24 protein-coding genes are annotated in these 16774 nt (G+C 40.4%); 3 read left to right on the top strand and 21 right to left on the bottom strand.

Translation table 11 applies throughout. The features are described from left to right. Window positions 1–32 precede the first annotated feature (32 nt). From MUN88_RS19100 to MUN88_RS19155, 13 genes are all read right to left on the bottom strand, one after another. Window positions 33–779, bottom strand: coding sequence for a hypothetical protein (locus MUN88_RS19100; protein ID WP_244718181.1), 747 nt, complete (start codon window positions 777–779; stop codon window positions 33–35). Between the two features lie 28 nt (window positions 780–807). Beyond that, window positions 808–1257 carry a hypothetical protein gene (locus MUN88_RS19105; RefSeq protein WP_244718184.1) on the bottom strand — a complete coding sequence of 150 codons (450 nt, stop codon included), beginning with the start codon at window positions 1255–1257 and terminating at the stop codon, window positions 808–810. A gap of 12 nt (window positions 1258–1269) precedes the next feature. Next, a complete protein-coding gene (locus MUN88_RS19110; protein ID WP_244718186.1) occupies window positions 1270–1617 on the bottom strand; it encodes a hypothetical protein in 348 nt (115 codons plus the stop codon). A gap of 16 nt (window positions 1618–1633) precedes the next feature. Then, entirely contained in the window at window positions 1634–1819 is a 186-nt protein-coding gene (locus tag MUN88_RS19115; protein ID WP_244718189.1) for a hypothetical protein, read from the bottom strand. After that, a complete protein-coding gene (locus tag MUN88_RS19120) occupies window positions 1797–1988 on the bottom strand; it encodes a hypothetical protein (protein WP_244718192.1) in 192 nt (63 codons plus the stop codon). The genes MUN88_RS19115 and MUN88_RS19120 overlap by 23 nt, the downstream gene beginning before the upstream one ends. Then, window positions 1985–2110, bottom strand: a complete 126-nt coding sequence (locus MUN88_RS21680; RefSeq protein ID WP_256463972.1) for a hypothetical protein — start codon at window positions 2108–2110, stop codon at window positions 1985–1987. Before MUN88_RS21680 ends, MUN88_RS19120 begins: the two co-directional genes overlap by 4 nt. Next, window positions 2110–2784 carry a hypothetical protein gene (locus tag MUN88_RS19125; RefSeq protein ID WP_244718195.1) on the bottom strand — a complete coding sequence of 225 codons (675 nt, stop codon included), beginning with the start codon at window positions 2782–2784 and terminating at the stop codon, window positions 2110–2112. Before MUN88_RS19125 ends, MUN88_RS21680 begins: the two co-directional genes overlap by 1 nt. A 151-nt stretch (window positions 2785–2935) precedes the next feature. Next, window positions 2936–3151 (bottom strand): hypothetical protein, encoded by a 216-nt coding sequence (locus MUN88_RS19130; RefSeq protein ID WP_244718198.1) that lies wholly within the window; start codon window positions 3149–3151, stop codon window positions 2936–2938. Between the two features lie 38 nt (window positions 3152–3189). After that, window positions 3190–3690, bottom strand: a complete 501-nt coding sequence (locus MUN88_RS19135) for a hypothetical protein (protein ID WP_244718201.1) — start codon at window positions 3688–3690, stop codon at window positions 3190–3192. 142 nt (window positions 3691–3832) lie between these two features. Next, a complete protein-coding gene (locus tag MUN88_RS19140; RefSeq protein WP_244718204.1) occupies window positions 3833–5269 on the bottom strand; it encodes a TOTE conflict system archaeo-eukaryotic primase domain-containing protein in 1437 nt (478 codons plus the stop codon). 287 nt (window positions 5270–5556) lie between these two features. Next, window positions 5557–5769, bottom strand: a complete 213-nt coding sequence (locus MUN88_RS19145; RefSeq protein WP_244718207.1) for a helix-turn-helix domain-containing protein — start codon at window positions 5767–5769, stop codon at window positions 5557–5559. A gap of 657 nt (window positions 5770–6426) precedes the next feature. After that, on the bottom strand, window positions 6427–6639 hold the full coding sequence (locus MUN88_RS19150; protein ID WP_244718210.1) for a hypothetical protein: 213 nt from the start codon (window positions 6637–6639) through the stop codon (window positions 6427–6429). 199 nt (window positions 6640–6838) lie between these two features. After that, window positions 6839–7030, bottom strand: coding sequence for a hypothetical protein (locus MUN88_RS19155; RefSeq protein ID WP_244718213.1), 192 nt, complete (start codon window positions 7028–7030; stop codon window positions 6839–6841). A gap of 165 nt (window positions 7031–7195) precedes the next feature. Between MUN88_RS19155 and MUN88_RS19160 the strand changes: the two genes are divergently transcribed. Continuing rightward, window positions 7196–7441: a helix-turn-helix domain-containing protein gene (locus MUN88_RS19160; protein WP_244718216.1), complete on the top strand. Its 246-nt coding sequence runs from the start codon at window positions 7196–7198 to the stop codon at window positions 7439–7441. A 444-nt stretch (window positions 7442–7885) separates the two neighbouring features. Beyond that, a complete protein-coding gene (locus MUN88_RS19165) occupies window positions 7886–8473 on the top strand; it encodes a tyrosine-type recombinase/integrase (protein WP_244718219.1) in 588 nt (195 codons plus the stop codon). Window positions 8474–8886: 413 nt separating this feature from the next. Here MUN88_RS19165 and MUN88_RS19170 read toward each other — a convergent pair whose 3' ends face one another. The 5 genes from MUN88_RS19170 to MUN88_RS19190 form a co-directional block, all read right to left on the bottom strand. Then, window positions 8887–9675, bottom strand: coding sequence for a hypothetical protein (locus MUN88_RS19170; protein WP_244718221.1), 789 nt, complete (start codon window positions 9673–9675; stop codon window positions 8887–8889). A gap of 178 nt (window positions 9676–9853) precedes the next feature. Next, window positions 9854–10885, bottom strand: a complete 1032-nt coding sequence (locus tag MUN88_RS19175) for a tyrosine-type recombinase/integrase (RefSeq protein WP_244718224.1) — start codon at window positions 10883–10885, stop codon at window positions 9854–9856. A gap of 199 nt (window positions 10886–11084) precedes the next feature. Then, the gene (locus tag MUN88_RS19180) at window positions 11085–11444 is read right to left on the bottom strand and encodes a HesB/IscA family protein (protein ID WP_244718227.1); all 360 of its coding nucleotides are present in this window, start codon (window positions 11442–11444) and stop codon (window positions 11085–11087) included. An 89-nt stretch (window positions 11445–11533) separates the two neighbouring features. Then, window positions 11534–12391, bottom strand: coding sequence for a diaminopimelate epimerase (dapF, locus tag MUN88_RS19185; RefSeq protein ID WP_369810004.1), 858 nt, complete (start codon window positions 12389–12391; stop codon window positions 11534–11536). A gap of 15 nt (window positions 12392–12406) precedes the next feature. After that, window positions 12407–12652, bottom strand: a complete 246-nt coding sequence (locus MUN88_RS19190) for a DUF1450 domain-containing protein (RefSeq protein WP_244718232.1) — start codon at window positions 12650–12652, stop codon at window positions 12407–12409. Between the two features lie 197 nt (window positions 12653–12849). Between MUN88_RS19190 and MUN88_RS19195 the strand changes: the two genes are divergently transcribed. Then, a complete protein-coding gene (locus MUN88_RS19195; protein ID WP_058306846.1) occupies window positions 12850–13080 on the top strand; it encodes a NifU family protein in 231 nt (76 codons plus the stop codon). Between the two features lie 420 nt (window positions 13081–13500). On the opposite strand, the gene thrB is transcribed toward MUN88_RS19195, so the two are convergent. From thrB to MUN88_RS19210, 3 genes are read right to left on the bottom strand one after another with little or no spacing between them, the layout of a single operon-like run. Further along, window positions 13501–14406: a homoserine kinase gene (thrB, locus tag MUN88_RS19200; RefSeq protein ID WP_244718235.1), complete on the bottom strand. Its 906-nt coding sequence runs from the start codon at window positions 14404–14406 to the stop codon at window positions 13501–13503. Continuing rightward, a complete protein-coding gene (gene thrC / locus MUN88_RS19205; RefSeq protein ID WP_244718238.1) occupies window positions 14403–15464 on the bottom strand; it encodes a threonine synthase in 1062 nt (353 codons plus the stop codon). Before thrC ends, thrB begins: the two co-directional genes overlap by 4 nt. A 5-nt stretch (window positions 15465–15469) precedes the next feature. Next, the gene (locus tag MUN88_RS19210; RefSeq protein ID WP_244718240.1) at window positions 15470–16765 is read right to left on the bottom strand and encodes a homoserine dehydrogenase; all 1296 of its coding nucleotides are present in this window, start codon (window positions 16763–16765) and stop codon (window positions 15470–15472) included. Window positions 16766–16774 lie beyond the last annotated feature (9 nt).

The following is a 16774-nucleotide window of genomic DNA, read 5'->3' on the forward strand; positions in this document are numbered from 1 at the left end:
CTCCGCCGTGGCTTCATCGGGCATTATCATTTTTAAAATACTCGTTTTTTAACTTGTTGGCCTCGTGATTTTTTAACGTTAACGTTTGGCGGAAGTTGATCCGCTACCTTGCCGGCTAATAAGTCGGGGTTTCTAACGTCCTGTACGTTCTGCAATACGATGCTAGGCTTTATATTAACCTCGCTTTGATTGCCTTTCCTTCCGTTGTACTTCTCGCCTGCTTGTTCAATGGCGGAAAGTAGTCCGTCCATTTTTGATTGAAGCGCTACTTTCTCCGAGTCGCTCAAATGTTTTATACTTGCTTCGGCATCTTTTAACGCGGCAGCTGCTTCAAGTCCATTCGACGCCCCTTTAATTTGTAGCGCTAACCTTGTCGCTAGTTGGTCGGCAAGTGTATAGTCCGCTTGTGTGACGTTAACTGTCGCTTTAGCTGCTTTCTGTTGCGCTTGGTTAATCATTTCTTTTTGTTTCTCTTCCCACTCTCTTTGTAGCGCTCTTGATTCGTTAGTGTATTGACGTTCAAGTTTTGAGATTTCCCAACGTTTATACTCGTCCGTATGAAGTGGGTTGTCTGATTCCTTGATTTCTTTTACTTTCTGTTTATAGTCGTCGTAAGCCTTCGACGCTTTAGCCTCTAGTTGGTCATAATCTCCGAATGATATTTCAACCCCTGCGCCACTTTCTACAATCTCTTTCGCTTTCTCGTCGCTTACTTTTGTTGCTGTGTGCTGCGGTATTCCTTCGGTTTGCTCAAATGTAAATATTCTTTTCTCTGCCATGTTATAAATCGCTCCCTTTTATTAGTTTTTATTGAAACGGATTCCATACGCCCTTCTTTTCAGTTGCTCCTGGGTCGGCGTACCCTTTTCCACTTGTATTATGACTCTGTACTTCCTGCGATAACTCTAGCGCCTGGCGCTCGATCTCTTCGCTTGATTCTCCTGTTACATACTGTTCATACTTCGATATTTGGTCGAAAGAGAATCCGGCGTCTAATAGCTTCGCTTGCTTTAAAGCGTTAAGGTACTTTGCTTTATATTCGGCTTGCTCGTCGTTCTTGTCCTCTGTTTGTTCGTCGCTTGCTTCGGGTTCTTCTTCCGGCGTTTCCTCCTCTTCCGGATTGCCTTCGCCTTCTAACTCTGCAATTCTCGCTTTTAATGCTTCGACCTCTTCACGGTATTTTCTTTTTTCTCGGTCTAGTCTCTTTTTTACAACCTCGTTTACTTCTTCTTGATTTAATAAAACTTCCTCGCTCATGTAATCCCTCCGTTATTTTCTACGTAATTTTCCTTTTTCTCGAAGCCTTCTTACCGCCTCACGACCTTTCTCAGCCTTATCTTTAGGCTTTGCTTTCGTCCGTGTTCCGTTTATAATGCTTGGTTCCGCGTATTTCTTTTTCGGAGGAATGTCTAGCGTTAACTTGCTTACCGATTCTTTTATTTCATCGTCGGTATCACCTGTTATTTGTTCGGAATATTTATTCGCTTGCTCCTCCGAATAACCTTCGCTAATTAACCTTTGACGTTTCTTCTCGTAGGTTGACTTCGCTTTTCTTGCGGATAAGTCCGCTTGTAATTGCTCGTACAGTTGCTTGTAGTCCGTTTGTTCTTCGCTCATATCCTCGTTTGCCTCCTTAGTTGTGATCATTCCGAAGCCTTTTAGCTCCGTCCTTCGCTTTACGTTTATTACCTAGTTTCTTATCCGTTTGTTCTTCGCTTGCAAGTAGCTTCTCCGTCCAGTTCTTGCCTTCGGACATTGATTTACGTTTTCTGATATCTCGGTTACTTCTCAAGTGGTTATTCCGTTTCTTCTTCGCCATGCTCGGCATTACCTCGCTTTTTCTGAGGAATATCTATTCTCGTAATTCCCGGAGAACGTCCGCCTTGATAGCCTTTGTTCGGGTTATCCCCTTTGGGTTGTTCTTGTCTCGCTTTTAAAGTTTCATTGTAAGATTGTGGTTTTATATTGATTTCTCTTTTGTCGTTCATCGGTTACCATCCTTTCTATAGTGAGCCTCTTCTTTTTCCGCTTCTTTCGATTGAACTCTCTTCGGCGGTCTTTCTTTTTGAATAAGTATTCCGTTTTTATTAAATTGTTTTTTCCTTTGCATTATTTCGTGTCCTCCATTTTTTCGATAATAGTCGTCTTACGTTGTAACGCATCCTCAGCTAATGCCAACGCCTCTTTATTCGCCTTATCTATCGAAGTAGCGTAAAGCCTTAGCGCTTGCCTGTCGTTCTTCCAATGCTTAATATGCGAAGTGCTAACTCCGTGGCCGTTAATGAATGCGAAGTCCTCAGCGTTTAGTAAGTCGTTTATATAGTCGAGTAGATAAAGCGTTCTTTCTCGATTTGTTAGCTTGGTAGGTTCGTAGATCGAATAGAACGCGATTGTTTCGTTTTCCTTACGTTCAACTATTCCAAAGGCGGTCGCGTCGTCCTCTGTTAAAGTAACGTATCGGAAACGCCTTGTATTATTTCGTTGAATTAAGCCGTGCCCGTATTTTCGCAAGTAGTCGGAGTACGGTAATTCGACTTCTTTAACTTCGTCAACTACCATTAAATTTTCGATATAAAAGTCTAACGCCTTTACGGCTTGGATAGCGTCCGTTTCCGTTCCTTCTCGGATAACCTCGCCTGCTTTTGTTGTGAGTCGGTAGCCTTCGGAAGTGACGGTTATAACTCCGCCGTGCTTAAATATAGGCTCGTACGTTTCAGCGTCTACCAGGACGGTCTTTCCGGCTCCGTACGTGGAGTGTTCGTGCATTTTTATAATACATTTCATTTAACGCCCTCCAATCAGATATAGTAGGTACAGATATAGCGTTTTGGCGTAAAAATATCGAAGGTATGAAGCTTGTTTTTACTTAGTTACGTATTATCAGCTATAAATACCCTCGACTACCTTTAACGCTCTAAAAACCGCCTTACAACGCCTATATTTTAGGCTTGAACAAGCGTACTTGATTTCGATCTACATAACCGTCAAATGATATGATTCTTCCGGCTTCATCCGTTGTTTTAGCGATCATTTCCGCTTTTCCTAGCAACTGTCGGATGTCTGGCGGATAAGTCGAGTACACTCGCCACCTTTTTTCTAATACATCGTAAGTGTAGATCGTTTCTTGTTCAGCCTTATCGTAGTAACTCATTTCCTCACCTCTTTAGTTGTAAGCGCTTACATTATTGTTCATGCGCTTTTATTATTCCGTCGGTTATTCGCCTGTACCTCGTACGTCGCAAACCTTACATTACTAGGCTCGTAGTTTCCGTTAGAGTCTATGCGGTCAAGTGTCGTTTCTTTCTCTCCGTGTTGTAAGGCGTGTTCGTTATACATATGAACTACATCCCGATAGAACATGATAAAGTCCTTCCATGGTTCATATACGGTTACCCCTCGCCCGCCGTAGTTGGCGAAGTTGTGATAATTTTCGGAATAGCATCGGCCCATCATGTGTGTCCATGTTTTATATAAGCGAAGGTGACTCATGCCGTGCGTTTTGTTATGCTTTCTTTTAGAACATCCACACGTTTTCGTGTTTCCGCTTGTTAATGCGCTGCCTCTAACTTCCTTAACAGTTTCACACTCGCAAATACAACGCCAATAACTGCGCCCTTTACGATTCTCTGCTCGTTCTATTACCGTGAGTTTTCCGAACTGTCCACCTTTTAAATTGTTTACTTTTCTCATTCAATTCCACTCCATTCGGTAAGTATTCCGTTCATACCCTCCGGCGATTGCCTTCATCGAGTGCTCTAAAATGTGTTGGTTTTCGGTACTAATAACTTATTTATATATAGGAGTATCTAATATAACGAGTAATAAAGCATAGTTATACTGGTACATACTCCCTCCAACGGCTCTCAAATTCATATCGTTTTACATGTTTACGGATCTCTGTAACCGTGCAAAGTTTTAATGCAACTTCGATCATATCCTCTTCTTTTGTAACCTTGACGGATTCTTCGTCCTCTTTCGGTTTATCGAAGGCTAGTCGGTACTTATTAGGCTTGTATCGTACTTGTCCGATTTCTAAACTACGCGCCCTGTCGACCTCAGCTTTACGGTGATATTCGATAAATCCACTTTCAATTAGCTTTTTTATAGCTGCCTGCACGGTTTGCCTAGAATTTGTACCGATCATCTTCATAGCGGTATTAACCGTTAGATAAAATATATTTCCGTAACGTTTACTTGTCATAAGCATGGCGTAAGCTAACTGCTTTTGTCGGAACGTTCCACTATTTAAAACGGCTAATATCTCGGATTTGTGTATCTTCACAGGTCTGTCGGACCCTGCTACCGTTTTATCCTGATCGAATACGTAGTCAACTAATCTAACCGCCTCTTTATGCCAATATTCCGGCGTACTTCCTTCGCTAAAATAATCTTTCGGCGTATTGTGAAGTATTTCGAGAATAACCTCGACCGTCTCTTCGCGTTCCCAGCCTTGCGTATTTCCGAAACAAGCTAACGTATAGGTTACCTTGTGACGGCTCCCACTTTCCGTAAGGCGTCCGGTTTCGATTATCTTAGCTGCCTTATGCAATGCACCCGATAAGTCTATAGCGTTAACGGTTACGTCCGTAGTTGCGACAACCTCTTCAAACTCCGTTATTTGTTCGTTAGTTAGGTTTATCTTAGAATCGGTTACAATCTCGGACGACATAGGCTCAATCGCAAGGAAATAGTCGTAAGAGTCGCCTTCGTCGAACGGCTCTAACGTTTCATTGTCGACAAACAAGCAACGCCTACCGGTCTTCTGGTGCGTTCCTAACGGTAGCTTAACCCCTTGCGTCCATGAAGGTCGGAACTCGATTTCCCCTTCCGGTAGTTTTCCAACGCTAATAACAACCGATTGATAGAACGCTTTCAATTCTTCGACTTTAACTTGATCTTTAAAGAATAGGTCGACGTGATAACCTTTATTTCCGGAATAGCTTACGTGAATGTTATCTCGTTCGATCTCGTATTCCGTTTCAAGTACGTAAGCAAGTCTTAACGTTATCCATCGTGACATAGATTCGTTACTACAATCGACGTCGAACGTTATAAACTTACTGAAATAACCTCCGGCGAAAACTCCATATGTTAGATCACCTTTTAAATGCGTGTTAAGCATACTATCGTTCAACTTAACTACTTTGTTGTCCGGTGCATGTGTTAACGTGATGTACTTACTTTCCGGAAATTGAACAAGATACTTACTTCTCGTTTGGATGTACAACTCGTTGAATTTCGCAACAAGCTGCTTGATAGGCTGTTCCATTGATTAACGACGTCCCTTCTGTCGATATTTAGATAACTCGCTTTCAAGTTCTCCGCTATTCTCGAAAACGAAAACGAGTTTCCCCTCTCTTTTATGCGATGGTTCGATATAGACTAGCTTATAATTCTTCGCTACTAAATCATTCGCCACCCTTAAACTTAGAATACATTTGTACTTTTCCATTTCTTCCACCCCTTTAGTAGTTTGATAGATTTTAGATGTGTTGGTTTTCGGTACTAATAACTTATTTATATAGGTGATAACGTATAGAACGTAAGATAGTACGCTTATCTAGCTCCCATACGCTCACAGAACGCTAAGTAACCGGCATCTTGTAGATCATAAACTCGAAGCACCCTCGATCTTGTTACGTCGGATACGTCTACAAAACCCGCCTCAACTTTCGCGACTGTCGATAATGCTAAGTCAACCTTTTCTGCGAACTCTTTCTGAGTTAAGCCTTCATAGAGTCGCAACAACTTCATTTGTTTTGGTGTCATCCTTATTCCTCCTCGTTTAATTAGTGTTAAAATTATTCTTTAATCGAAAATAAAAAAGCGAGGCTCTGCGCCTGCTTCAATTAATAAAAAGTATTCCTCATATACATAGTTACAAAATCGCCTCTTAGACAACCCTCTAAGCGAAAGTTTTTAAAATAAAATTCCCTCTCACCTATATAGTTACAAAATCACGTCTTATTACAGTATCGAAACAAAACTTTTTTAACTTCCTCACTATACTAGTGTATTTTTTCGCCTGTTTGTTGCATACCTAACACAAACTTTTTAAAATAAATAGTTCCCTCACCTATATAGTTACAAAATAAAGGCTTATACAAGTAGTAAGAGTAAATTTCTTAAAATAAAATTACCTCTCACCTATATAGTTACAAAATCGCCTCTTATTACAGTATTGAAACCAAACTTTTTAAAATAAATAGTTCCTTCTCATATACATAGTTACAAAATCACGTCTTTGTTGCATAGTCGACCGAAACTTTTTTAACTTCCTCACTATACTAGTGTATTTTTTCGCCTCTTATACACCCAGTAAATCGAAACTTTTTCCGAAAATTTAAAAACCCCTCTATATTCTTATACAATTTTCGCACCCTTAGTTCGGCATTTTCAGCGAAAAAAAAGAGAAGCGCCTAACTCTCAGCGCCTCTTCATAACAAACCGGACATATTCGAGTTGTTTTTCGTCATTTTTAACTTTGTCTATTAACGTATCCTTCACCCACTTTGGCAGCCGGTCAAACTCGCTAATTAATTCACCTAAGTAGCTTTTAACGATACCTTCCGTATTGTCTACTGGTGTTACTTTTCCGTTACTTCCGATCCAATAAAATTCGCTAAGTTGCTTTGCCACAATAAAATCGCTCCAATTCTGTTAGTTTTATTTTCGTAAGTTGCTCGTACTTTATTCCGTTCAATTTTCGGGTATACTATTTATTTCGGTTCTACGAAACCCGCTCGCATCTAAGAATAACTTGACTTAAAAGTAGTTGGCGCTACTTTGTTCGGATATTTGGCGCTATCCTTGTTCGGCAGTTGGCGCTGCCTTTCGATTAAAAAACTCTAGCGTTACTTGCTTGCTTGTATACGTGCATTAGATGCGGATTATTCTCCGCGTATTCTTGCGTAGATTCTAACTCGTTCATAAAGTCGGCTAGCTTGCGATTTTTAATTCTAACGGAGGTTATTTCCGTTTCAATCGCTTTAAGGCGGTGTAAGTAATTGTTTAGTTGGCGTAGTTGCATTCGGTGGCCTCCTTCCGTTGTTGTGTGTGCTTGGCGGCTACAAATATAACTATATCGTATAAGCGATATATCGTCAAGTAGATATTGCGATATTTTTAAAAAAGAATTATAATACGGATAGTTAGCGAAATATAAACGTGAGGGAACGGAAGGGGAACGAAAGTAATGTCGGATAAGTATGTATTGGAAATAAAGATAGGTAGCGAGTTAAAAAAGCGAGGCTTGACGCAAAAAGACCTGGCCGAACTAACCGGAATACGTCCTAACGCCATTTCTAACCTTGTACGAGGCTTTGTAGAAAGAATAACGATAGATCACCTTGAACGGATAGCGAAGGCCTTAGAAGTCGACGACATTAACGAATTATTAACATTACATATAGAAGAGTCGAAGGAAGAAAGCGCCAAATAAAGGCGCTCTTTTTTTTCGCCTAAAACTCCCGAAAAATTACAGAAATTTTTTTTCGAGTAGGGACGTTAAGCCAGGCGGAGGCATTTTCGGAGGCTTTCGCTTGAGAAGGCGCTTGCTTGGTTGCGAAGGTATTCCGATAATGGTCCGATAACTTTTCCGACCCCGATGCTACAAAATTTTAACTCAATTTTCCAGATAGCCGGCCGAAGGAAACCGCTTACATTAGGGGCGGGACTTCTCCGCTATTTCCGTCGCATTCCCGAACGATAGAGCGATCCTCCGACTGAAACGAATGTAACCTTTTGAATAAAAGCATACATACGATTTACTATAATAACGCCGTTATTCCGTTGACCACTATTCGAATGTATGGTATTATATCTATAACGAATAAAACGATACATATTAAACGTTAATGTTACGTTACGGAAGGACGGATATATTATGGCAAATACTACGGATAAAAAAGGTATGATCGTAGACGTACAACCTCTTAGAACTTCGGAGGCTATAAACGACTTTAGAGAGTCGCTTAGCTTAGCCGGTAAGAATAGCGCTCAAAGTCAGCGTAACCTTCTGCTTTTCAATATCGGCATTAATACCGGCTTACGGATCGGCGATATAGTGAAACTACGGATAGAAGACGTCAAAGGACGTTCATACCTGGTAATCCGTGAAGGTAAGACGGAAAAGACTCGTAAGGTATACCTTAATTCGATCATGGCCGACATATCCGACTACTTGGACGGTAAACCATCGGAAGGCTGGCTTTTCCCTAGCCGTAAAGGTGACGGACATATATCGACCACACAGGCCTATAGAATACTTGCGAAGGCTGCGGAATTAATCGGACGTAAGGACATAGGAACTCACACACTCCGGAAAACTTTCGGTTATCATTACTACCGGGAAAAGAAGGACATAGCGACGTTAATGGCGATCTTTAACCATTCGAGTCAATCCGTAACGAAAAGATATATCGGAATAACGGACGAGGAAATCGAAATAAGTCTACGTGACTTTAGCTTATAACCGAACAATGCTGCGGAGGAACTCGCTTTCCTTCGCTTTTTTACGTAGTACGGACGTTGCCCCTCGATGTTTGGCGAGTCTGTCTGCGGTGAAGGCTTCGCCCGGTAAATATTCGGTTATATTAACGGTCATCCACTCGATGAGTAACGATGCGTATACACTCCGAACACATTTCGCCTTACTATATCGTAATATTTCCGACTTTCTTCATATGTCGTTATTTATCGTTAATCCGTCAAGTATTTATACTTTACAGTACTGTTACACATTCGGAATTACTTCGGCTTTATCTCCTGGAATACTTTCGGCTACATACGATACATTCGTCGGTGTAGAAGTCAAAACGATGCTTATTAAATAACCGGCAATCTAACCAGTGTCTTAAACGTCGGAAACTCATTCCGTTCACCTCCCTATAATTGCATTGCCTCGGACATCAACTCGTCTAACTTATTACTAAGAACTCCCGAGAAATATCCGGCTATATTCCGTATGTTCTTTCGCTTAGTCGCTTTGAACGTCTCTCTTATCGCCTGTACTGCTGCGGATATTAGTGCCGGTTGTCCTTCGGTGCTATAATATTCCGTTAACCTTAACGGCTTTGTTTGACCGAGATACACTCCGAACAAACGGCTTACTAACGGTTGATTGTCTTCGCCTATGAACGTAGTTACTGCCTCTTTAAATGCGACGTATGGCGATATATGACGGCTTGTTAAATACGTATTAATAGAATTATTAATAAATTGCTTATAGTGAATTGGTTGCGGAGTATTTTCGCTTTCTATCTCGTTGGGTGGCGTAACTTCTTCGGCTTTCGTTGTGGTGTCATTCTGTGGTGTCAACTGCGGTAAAATACGAATAATATTAACGGACTTCTTTCGGCTTTTGCCTCGCCAGGTTTTAACCGTCGGTAATTTCTCGATCATTCCGTAGCCTGCTAATACGTTCATACAACGGATAACTGTTCGCTTTGATTTATTTATTGCGGTTGCTATCGTTTCATATTTGGCGAAACTTACTCCGGTTATCCGAAGACTCGAACGGCCTAAGAATAACAACGTATCTACAACGGACGTTGGTTCGTCGTTGGTGCGTAGTTGCTCTATGTATGAATAGATAACATCGTCCATTTCTGCGGTTGTTTCAAAGGTTGCTAAAGGTTGTAATTCCGATAGATTGATAGTTAGGTAGCTTAGCATTGCGTAATTCCTCCGATTTATGACCGGAAGAAACTAACCCTATTACAAACGTATGTTCTGTTAAATCTACATAGATTCAGAATTTTAGTACTTGCGAATTTTTAGAAATACGTTTATAATTTACTTACGTCAATAAGTGGTATCGGGGTTAATTCTCCGGTACTTCTTTTTTTTGTTTTTATCCTCGTTTGTTTAGCTTCATAACTGGCGAATATTGGTCATGGCTCGATCTCATTTCCGTAACGTCCATTTGTATATATCGCCTCATGGTGCGTATGTCTGCCCAGCCTCCGATCTTTTGTAACGTGAACGGATCGCAACCGTTAAGAATCATATTCTTCGCCCAGGTGTGGCGGTAAATATGTGCAGTTACTTTCTTGCCTTCTACTCCAGCTTTTTCTGCGTGATACTTCAAACGTTTGTTAAAGTGATTAGCCTGTATCGGTTCTCCGTAAGAAGATAGGAAAATTCGATCCGTTTTGAAATGCTCTCTATTCTCCGTTATTAACTGTAAGAGTAACTTAGAGACATGCGTCGACATCGGCACAAGTCTAGCTTTTAGATTCTTACTTCTTCCGGCCTGTATCGTAATAAACCTAGAGGCAATATCGACATCTCCGGCTCGTAAAGAAAGTAATTCTTGTATACGTAATCCGGTATCTAATAGCGTATTAATCGCTACAAAGTCTCGGAAACCTACAAACTCCCTTAAATTTGGTTGTGCTAATATTCCTTTAACTTCCTCGTCGGTTAAGGCGGTTTTTAAATCGCTCTCGTTTTCAACTCTAAGGAGTTTAACGTTCTCAACCGGATTAACTTCGATCATTCCCTCACGATATAGAAAGTTAAATAGCGCCTTTAAAGCCCTCAAGTTAATATTTATCGTTGTTTTTGCTAGTCCTATCGGTTGCTTTTCGTAGTCAATCAGCTTATGACCGCTATACTTCTGCTTGTCGTATTGTAGATAGTTAATGTAATTACGAAAGACTTCCGGCGATAATTCGTTAACATACTGAAATTCATAGTTCTCGTTTAACCATTCTTCAAAATAGCCGTACATTTTAACGTAATCTTTTAGCGTACGTTCTCGAATTCCTTCTGCCCGTTTTCCTGCTAGTACAATGTCTAGCGCCTGGCTTCCGGTTAACTTCGGATATTCCTTAACACTTTGCGATAACTTAGTGACTCGCTTCCTCCGTTTTAATGCCATAAAAAAAGAGACCTCCTTAACGTTTTAAATTCCGTTAAGAAAGTCTCGATAGTAACCGCCCTAAATCGTGCCTATTGCGGTTGTTTTTATTCAGTTGAACAGTTATATTGCGTCTATTTTCCGTTGCAATCCTCAACCCCTGCGAAAAGTTTCCGTAAAGTTTACGAATTGTTTCCGTTGACGTAAACGCCTCAAAGCCTTAACAGTTTTCCGGTGTTCCTTCACGCTCTTTTGCTTTAAAGGATGAACCGCATCCGCAAGAAACGATAGCATTCGGATTATCGATGGTGAATCCGCCACCCATCATATTTTGTTTGAAATCAATGGTCGTTCCTTGGATTACATCAATGTCGAACTTCTGAATGGTTAGTGGAATACCATTTGATTCTTCGGTATGATCTAACTCTTCGTTTACATCGTAATCGAATCCAAGTGAGTAGGATAAACCACTGCACCCTCCACCTTTCACACCGAAACGAAGGCGAACTGTTTCTGCATCCTCTTCCTTCATCATTTCTTGAATCTGCATTTTTGCATTTTCTGTTATATTAATTACCATAGAAAAACTCCTTTTTCTAAGCACTTTTATTAGCTATTGTATGTTCAAGTATACAAACTAGCACGAATGATTTCAATATTTTTGTTTATTTACTGCCAGAAGAAAATGCCAGTAATGCTAGTCTCCGCTTTCCCTCTCATCCATACTCTGTTATCTTCTCTCCAGGTAATATATAAATCACCACCAGCTAAATGGACAGTGATTTCTTTAGCTTTTTCCATTGTTTGATTTAGAATAGCCGCCACAACGGATGCACATGCTCCTGTTCCGCATGCCTGTGTCACACCAGACCCACGCTCCCACACGCGGAAATGTAATTCCCGATCATTCACTTTTTCAATAAATTCTACATTCACACTTTCTGGAAAGCGTGCATCTTTTTCAATGATCGGTCCGAGTGTTGTTAATGGTGCCTGATTTATATCATCGACGAAAAAGACAGCATGTGGGTTCCCCATCGAAACGGTAGTAACTGCTAATTCCTGATCACTCACCACAAAAGGCTCGGCAACTACCTGCTTTACCTCATCACCTTTCATAGGTATTGCTGAACGATTTAAAATCGGTTCTCCCATGTCTACAGTTACTTCTTCGACATAATCTTTGTCTCCGTGCACTTCGGCCGTAACATTTCCTGCTTTCGTTTCAATGGTGAAGGTTTTCTTTGATACCAGCTGATGTTCATATGCGAACTTGGCCACACAACGTAAGCCATTACCACAGTTTTTCCCTTCTGATCCATCTCTATTAAAAATGCGCATACCTACTTCTGCCTTGTCGGTGGGATGGATTAAAATAAGACCATCCGATCCGATTCCTGTATCTTTATCAGCTACAGCAATAGCCAGATCATGTAATTTTTCATCCTCAACGGGATAGTCAAAAGTATTGATAAAAATATAACTGTTACCAAGTCCATGCATTTTTGTAAAAGGTATTTCCATTATCCGCTTGCTCCCTCTCTATAACTGATCGATTAATTCATTATCGATATAGTCCTCTATATTTTCAAGTAACGCTTCCGGTGTATCAGCTTGTATGGGTTTACCATTGACAATTGCTACGTGATAATTACGGCATATCCCACAGTAACTTGTACAGCCATACTCTACAACATCCATATCAGGATCTGTTATTAACTGCTGACGAACCTTCTCTGTTCCCTTGGCTAAATTTTTGATACAGAAAGCTACTTTGATTCTAATCATTATTATACCACACCTCTATTTTATCCAACGTCCATGCCGCCTCCATATACTATTTTTAACACACTTTTATTTACAAATAAAACGATAATCGCTAAAATAGTAGTGGAAACTTTAATAATAAAAAGAGTGCAACCATAGATTTTTTATATAGTTGGATATATAATAGTAATGTAGTGACGAAAGGAGAGTCTCCATTCATGGAACAACAATCAGAGCAAGTACAAGAAGTGTTAAATAAATTACGTCCATTCTTGTTACGAGATGGTGGCGATGTCGAACTAGTAGACGTAGAGGATGGTATCGTTCGCTTACGTTTAATGGGTGCATGTGGCAACTGTCCAAGTTCCACCATTACATTAAAAGCAGGAATCGAACGCGCCTTAATGGCAGAAGTCCCAGGCGTAACCGAAATCGAACAGGTATTTTAATTATACATGCAAAGGAGTTATCTTCGAGATAACTCCTTTTTTTATCATAAAAAATAGCATAATTGTCTTACCACAGACTGTGTCCACTAACTAGCAATTTTGACATTATATATAAAGCCGCTGCCGATAATATGGATTATGTCAACTAGCGTTGAAGTCATTTTGAAATGCTTAGTGTGCTGGCATACCGCTAGGGCAACCACTTCGCGTCCTGCGGGGATATTTCCGGAGCTTTGCTAAACCCATAAAACATGTCAAAATAGCTAAATAGTTATACAGTTCCACTTTACGTAATCCATTTTATAAGAACCTACTCTTCACCCTTAGCATGATTACTTTTGTGATTCGCTTTTATGACTGAATTTTATATCGATAACGAAAAAAACCTGCTGACCATAAATAGATCAGCAGCTTTCGTTACTATTGAGCTTGTTCTTGTATTCTGTCCACTTTTGCTCCACTATTTTCGACTTGAAGTGGCAGCCACTTGAACTCAGGATAATCATTTCGCCATTTCTTTAATGTAAGAAAAACTTTTTTGTCATCAACTACCGCGATCATTGTCGGACCCGCTCCACTTAAGAAGACACCATATGCTTCTTCGAGCAAATAATCATACAGTTCATCATAATGTGATATTAATGATTTACGATACGGCTGATGAAAATGGTCCTTCTCCATCATTTTTCCTAGTGTTCGCCAGTCTCCTCTGCAAATAGCAGCAACACTGACATTGGCTACACTGCTTGCCTGGACGCTTTCTTTAAACGAGAAAGTATCCGGCAGTACTGCCCGCGCATCCTTTGTTTTTAGTTCAAAGCTTGGAATCAGTGCTACAAACGTAACACCATTCACTGGAATCTTGGTATATGAAACTTCGCCGTCATAATGCCCAATCACACATCCTCCTAGCAGACATGGTGCCACATTATCCGGATGACCTTCAATATCGGTTGCGATCTGAAGTTTCTCACTAGTGGTCAGTTGTAATTGTAGCAACACATTCGCAAGTTCAATACCAGCGATAATTGCTGTTGCACTACTTCCAAGGCCTCTTGCTAACGGAATATGGCTGGTCATTTCTACACGACAAGCAGGAATATCTTGAGCCTTGTCGTATTTCTCTGCTACCTGTTCCACAATTTCATAGACTAAATTACCTTTTCCAGACGGTATTCCTTTAAGACACTCGGATTTCGGAATGAACTCCCATTGCTCTGCTTTGGAGATATCGAGCTCTAAATAGAGATTTAATGCTAGACCAATCGAGTCGAAACCTGCCCCTAAATTTGAGGTACTCGATGGTACTTTAATCGACCAGTTCATGCCTTGACACTACCCAGGATTTCGTTCATGATTACTTCTTCATCATTGGGTAACACGGTTGGCTTCACTTCACTGTAGTCGATTGCTGTATTAGGATCTTTTAATCCATTTCCAGTTAAAACTGTGACAACTGTAGAGCCTTTTTCCACTTTACCCTCTTTCAGTTTTTTAAAAAGACCTGCTACAGAGGCACATGATGCTGGTTCCGCAAAAACTCCCTCATTTTGGGCGATCCATTGATAGGCTTCGATCATCTCTTCATCGGTAATCTCATCGATTTCACCTTGTGATTCGTCACGCGCATTGACGGCACCTTGCCAGCTGGCTGGATTACCAATTCGAATCGCTGTACCGACTGTCTCCGGATTTTCAAAAACACGATCATGAACAATTGCTGCTGCACCACTTGCTTCAAAGCCCATCATTGTTGGCAATCCTGAAGCTTTCATCTCATGGTATTCTTTGAAACCTTTCCAGTATGCGGTAATATTTCCTGCATTACCGACCGGAATAAATAAATATTCAGGAGCTTTGCCTAGCGCATCACACACTTCGAATGCTGCTGTTTTTTGACCTTCAATTCGATATGGGTTGACGGAGTTTACTAATGCTACTTCGCCTGTTTCAGCCAATTTTCGCACATAACGTAATGCATCATCAAAATTCCCCTGAATCGAGTAAATTTCTGCGCCGTACATAACAGCTTGCGCTAATTTACCTTGAGCGATCTTTCCTTCCGGGATTACTACGATACATTTCAACCCTGCTCTAGCTGCAAATGCTGCAGCTGAAGCAGAAGTATTCCCGGTTGATGCACAAATAACAGCTTTCGCTCCATCTTCCATCGCTTTTGCCATTGCCATGACCATACCGCGATCTTTAAAAGAACCAGTAGGATTTAAGCCTTCGAATTTAGCATAAGCATTAACACCATACTTTTCAGATAATCTTTCCAGTTTAATTAACGGTGTATTTCCTTCGTGTAAACTGATGATTGGTGTATTTTCGTTAATTGGTAGATATGCTTTATATTCTTGTAACAATCCTTGCCAAGCCATAAAAATTAATCCTCCCCATCGACGCGATAACAACTGATAATTTCATTAACAACGTCTAATCCTTTTAGATTTTCTCTGCTATTTAATAATTGCTGTTTGCTGATTTTGTGTGTGACCATGACGATTTCCGCCATTTTCTTTTGTTCAGATGGTAATTGCAAAATCTTTTGGAAACTAACACTTTCATCTAAAAATACATTTGTAATTTTCTGAAAAGTACCAGCTTCGTCGTCCACTTCCATGCGAATGAAATATTGCATGTACTTCTCATCATCTTCTTTTAGTTGCTTTTGAAACTGAGGTAATATATATTCATTTCCCGTGATGCCTAAGCGAATGTTCTTGACGACATCCATTAAGTCCGAAACAACCGCTGTTGCAGTTGGCATGCTTCCTGCACCAGGACCGTAGAACATTGTCTCCCCTACTGCTTCACCATAGACATATACGGCGTTAAATTCATTTTTAACCATTGCTAATGGATGGTCTTTCGGCAAAAGGGTTGGTTCAACGCTGACTTCCACTTTTCCATTGTCATTAATTGAAGCAATCCCTATTAATTTAATAGTATACCCTAAACTTGTTGCAAATGTAATATCTTCTTGTGAAATAGTTCGAATACCTGATACTTCTACATCCTCTAGGCTGATTTCCATTTTGAAAGCAAGGTTTGCTAATAGTGCCATTTTTCGTGCTGCATCTAATCCATCAACATCTGATGTTGGATCTGATTCAGCAAACCCAAGATCCTGTGCCTCTTTTAATACTGGCTCAAATGCTACTTCATCATCCGTCATTTTCGTAAGGATATAGTTGGTCGTACCATTAACAATACCCATAATTTTCTGAATACGGTCAGATGCAAGTCCTTCTGTTAACGAACGAATAATCGGAATACCACCGGCCACACTTGCATCATACAAAATATCACAATTATTTTCTTTCGCTAAACGGAGTAATTTCTGTCCGTGTACAGCCATTAGATCTTTATTGGCAGTCACGATATGCTTCTTATTGCGGATTGCTTTTTCCAACAGCAGATTGGTGTCTTCAATACCACCCATCACTTCAATAATAATATCTATTTCCGCATTATTCACTAATTCATCTGGATTATCTGTTAACCATTCAGCCTGGATCGCAACATCACGTTTCTTGTCGATGTCATGGACCAGGATTTTTTCTATATGGATTTCACAACCCACTTTATATTTGATTTCTTCGGCATGGTTTTGCAACAGCTTTACTACCCCTGTACCAACTGTTCCAAGACCACATAACCCTACGTAGACTTGATTCATTAAGACGCC

It is taken from the genome of Gracilibacillus caseinilyticus, from assembly GCF_022919115.1.
Classification (GTDB): Bacteria; Bacillota; Bacilli; order Bacillales; family Amphibacillaceae; genus Gracilibacillus; species Gracilibacillus caseinilyticus.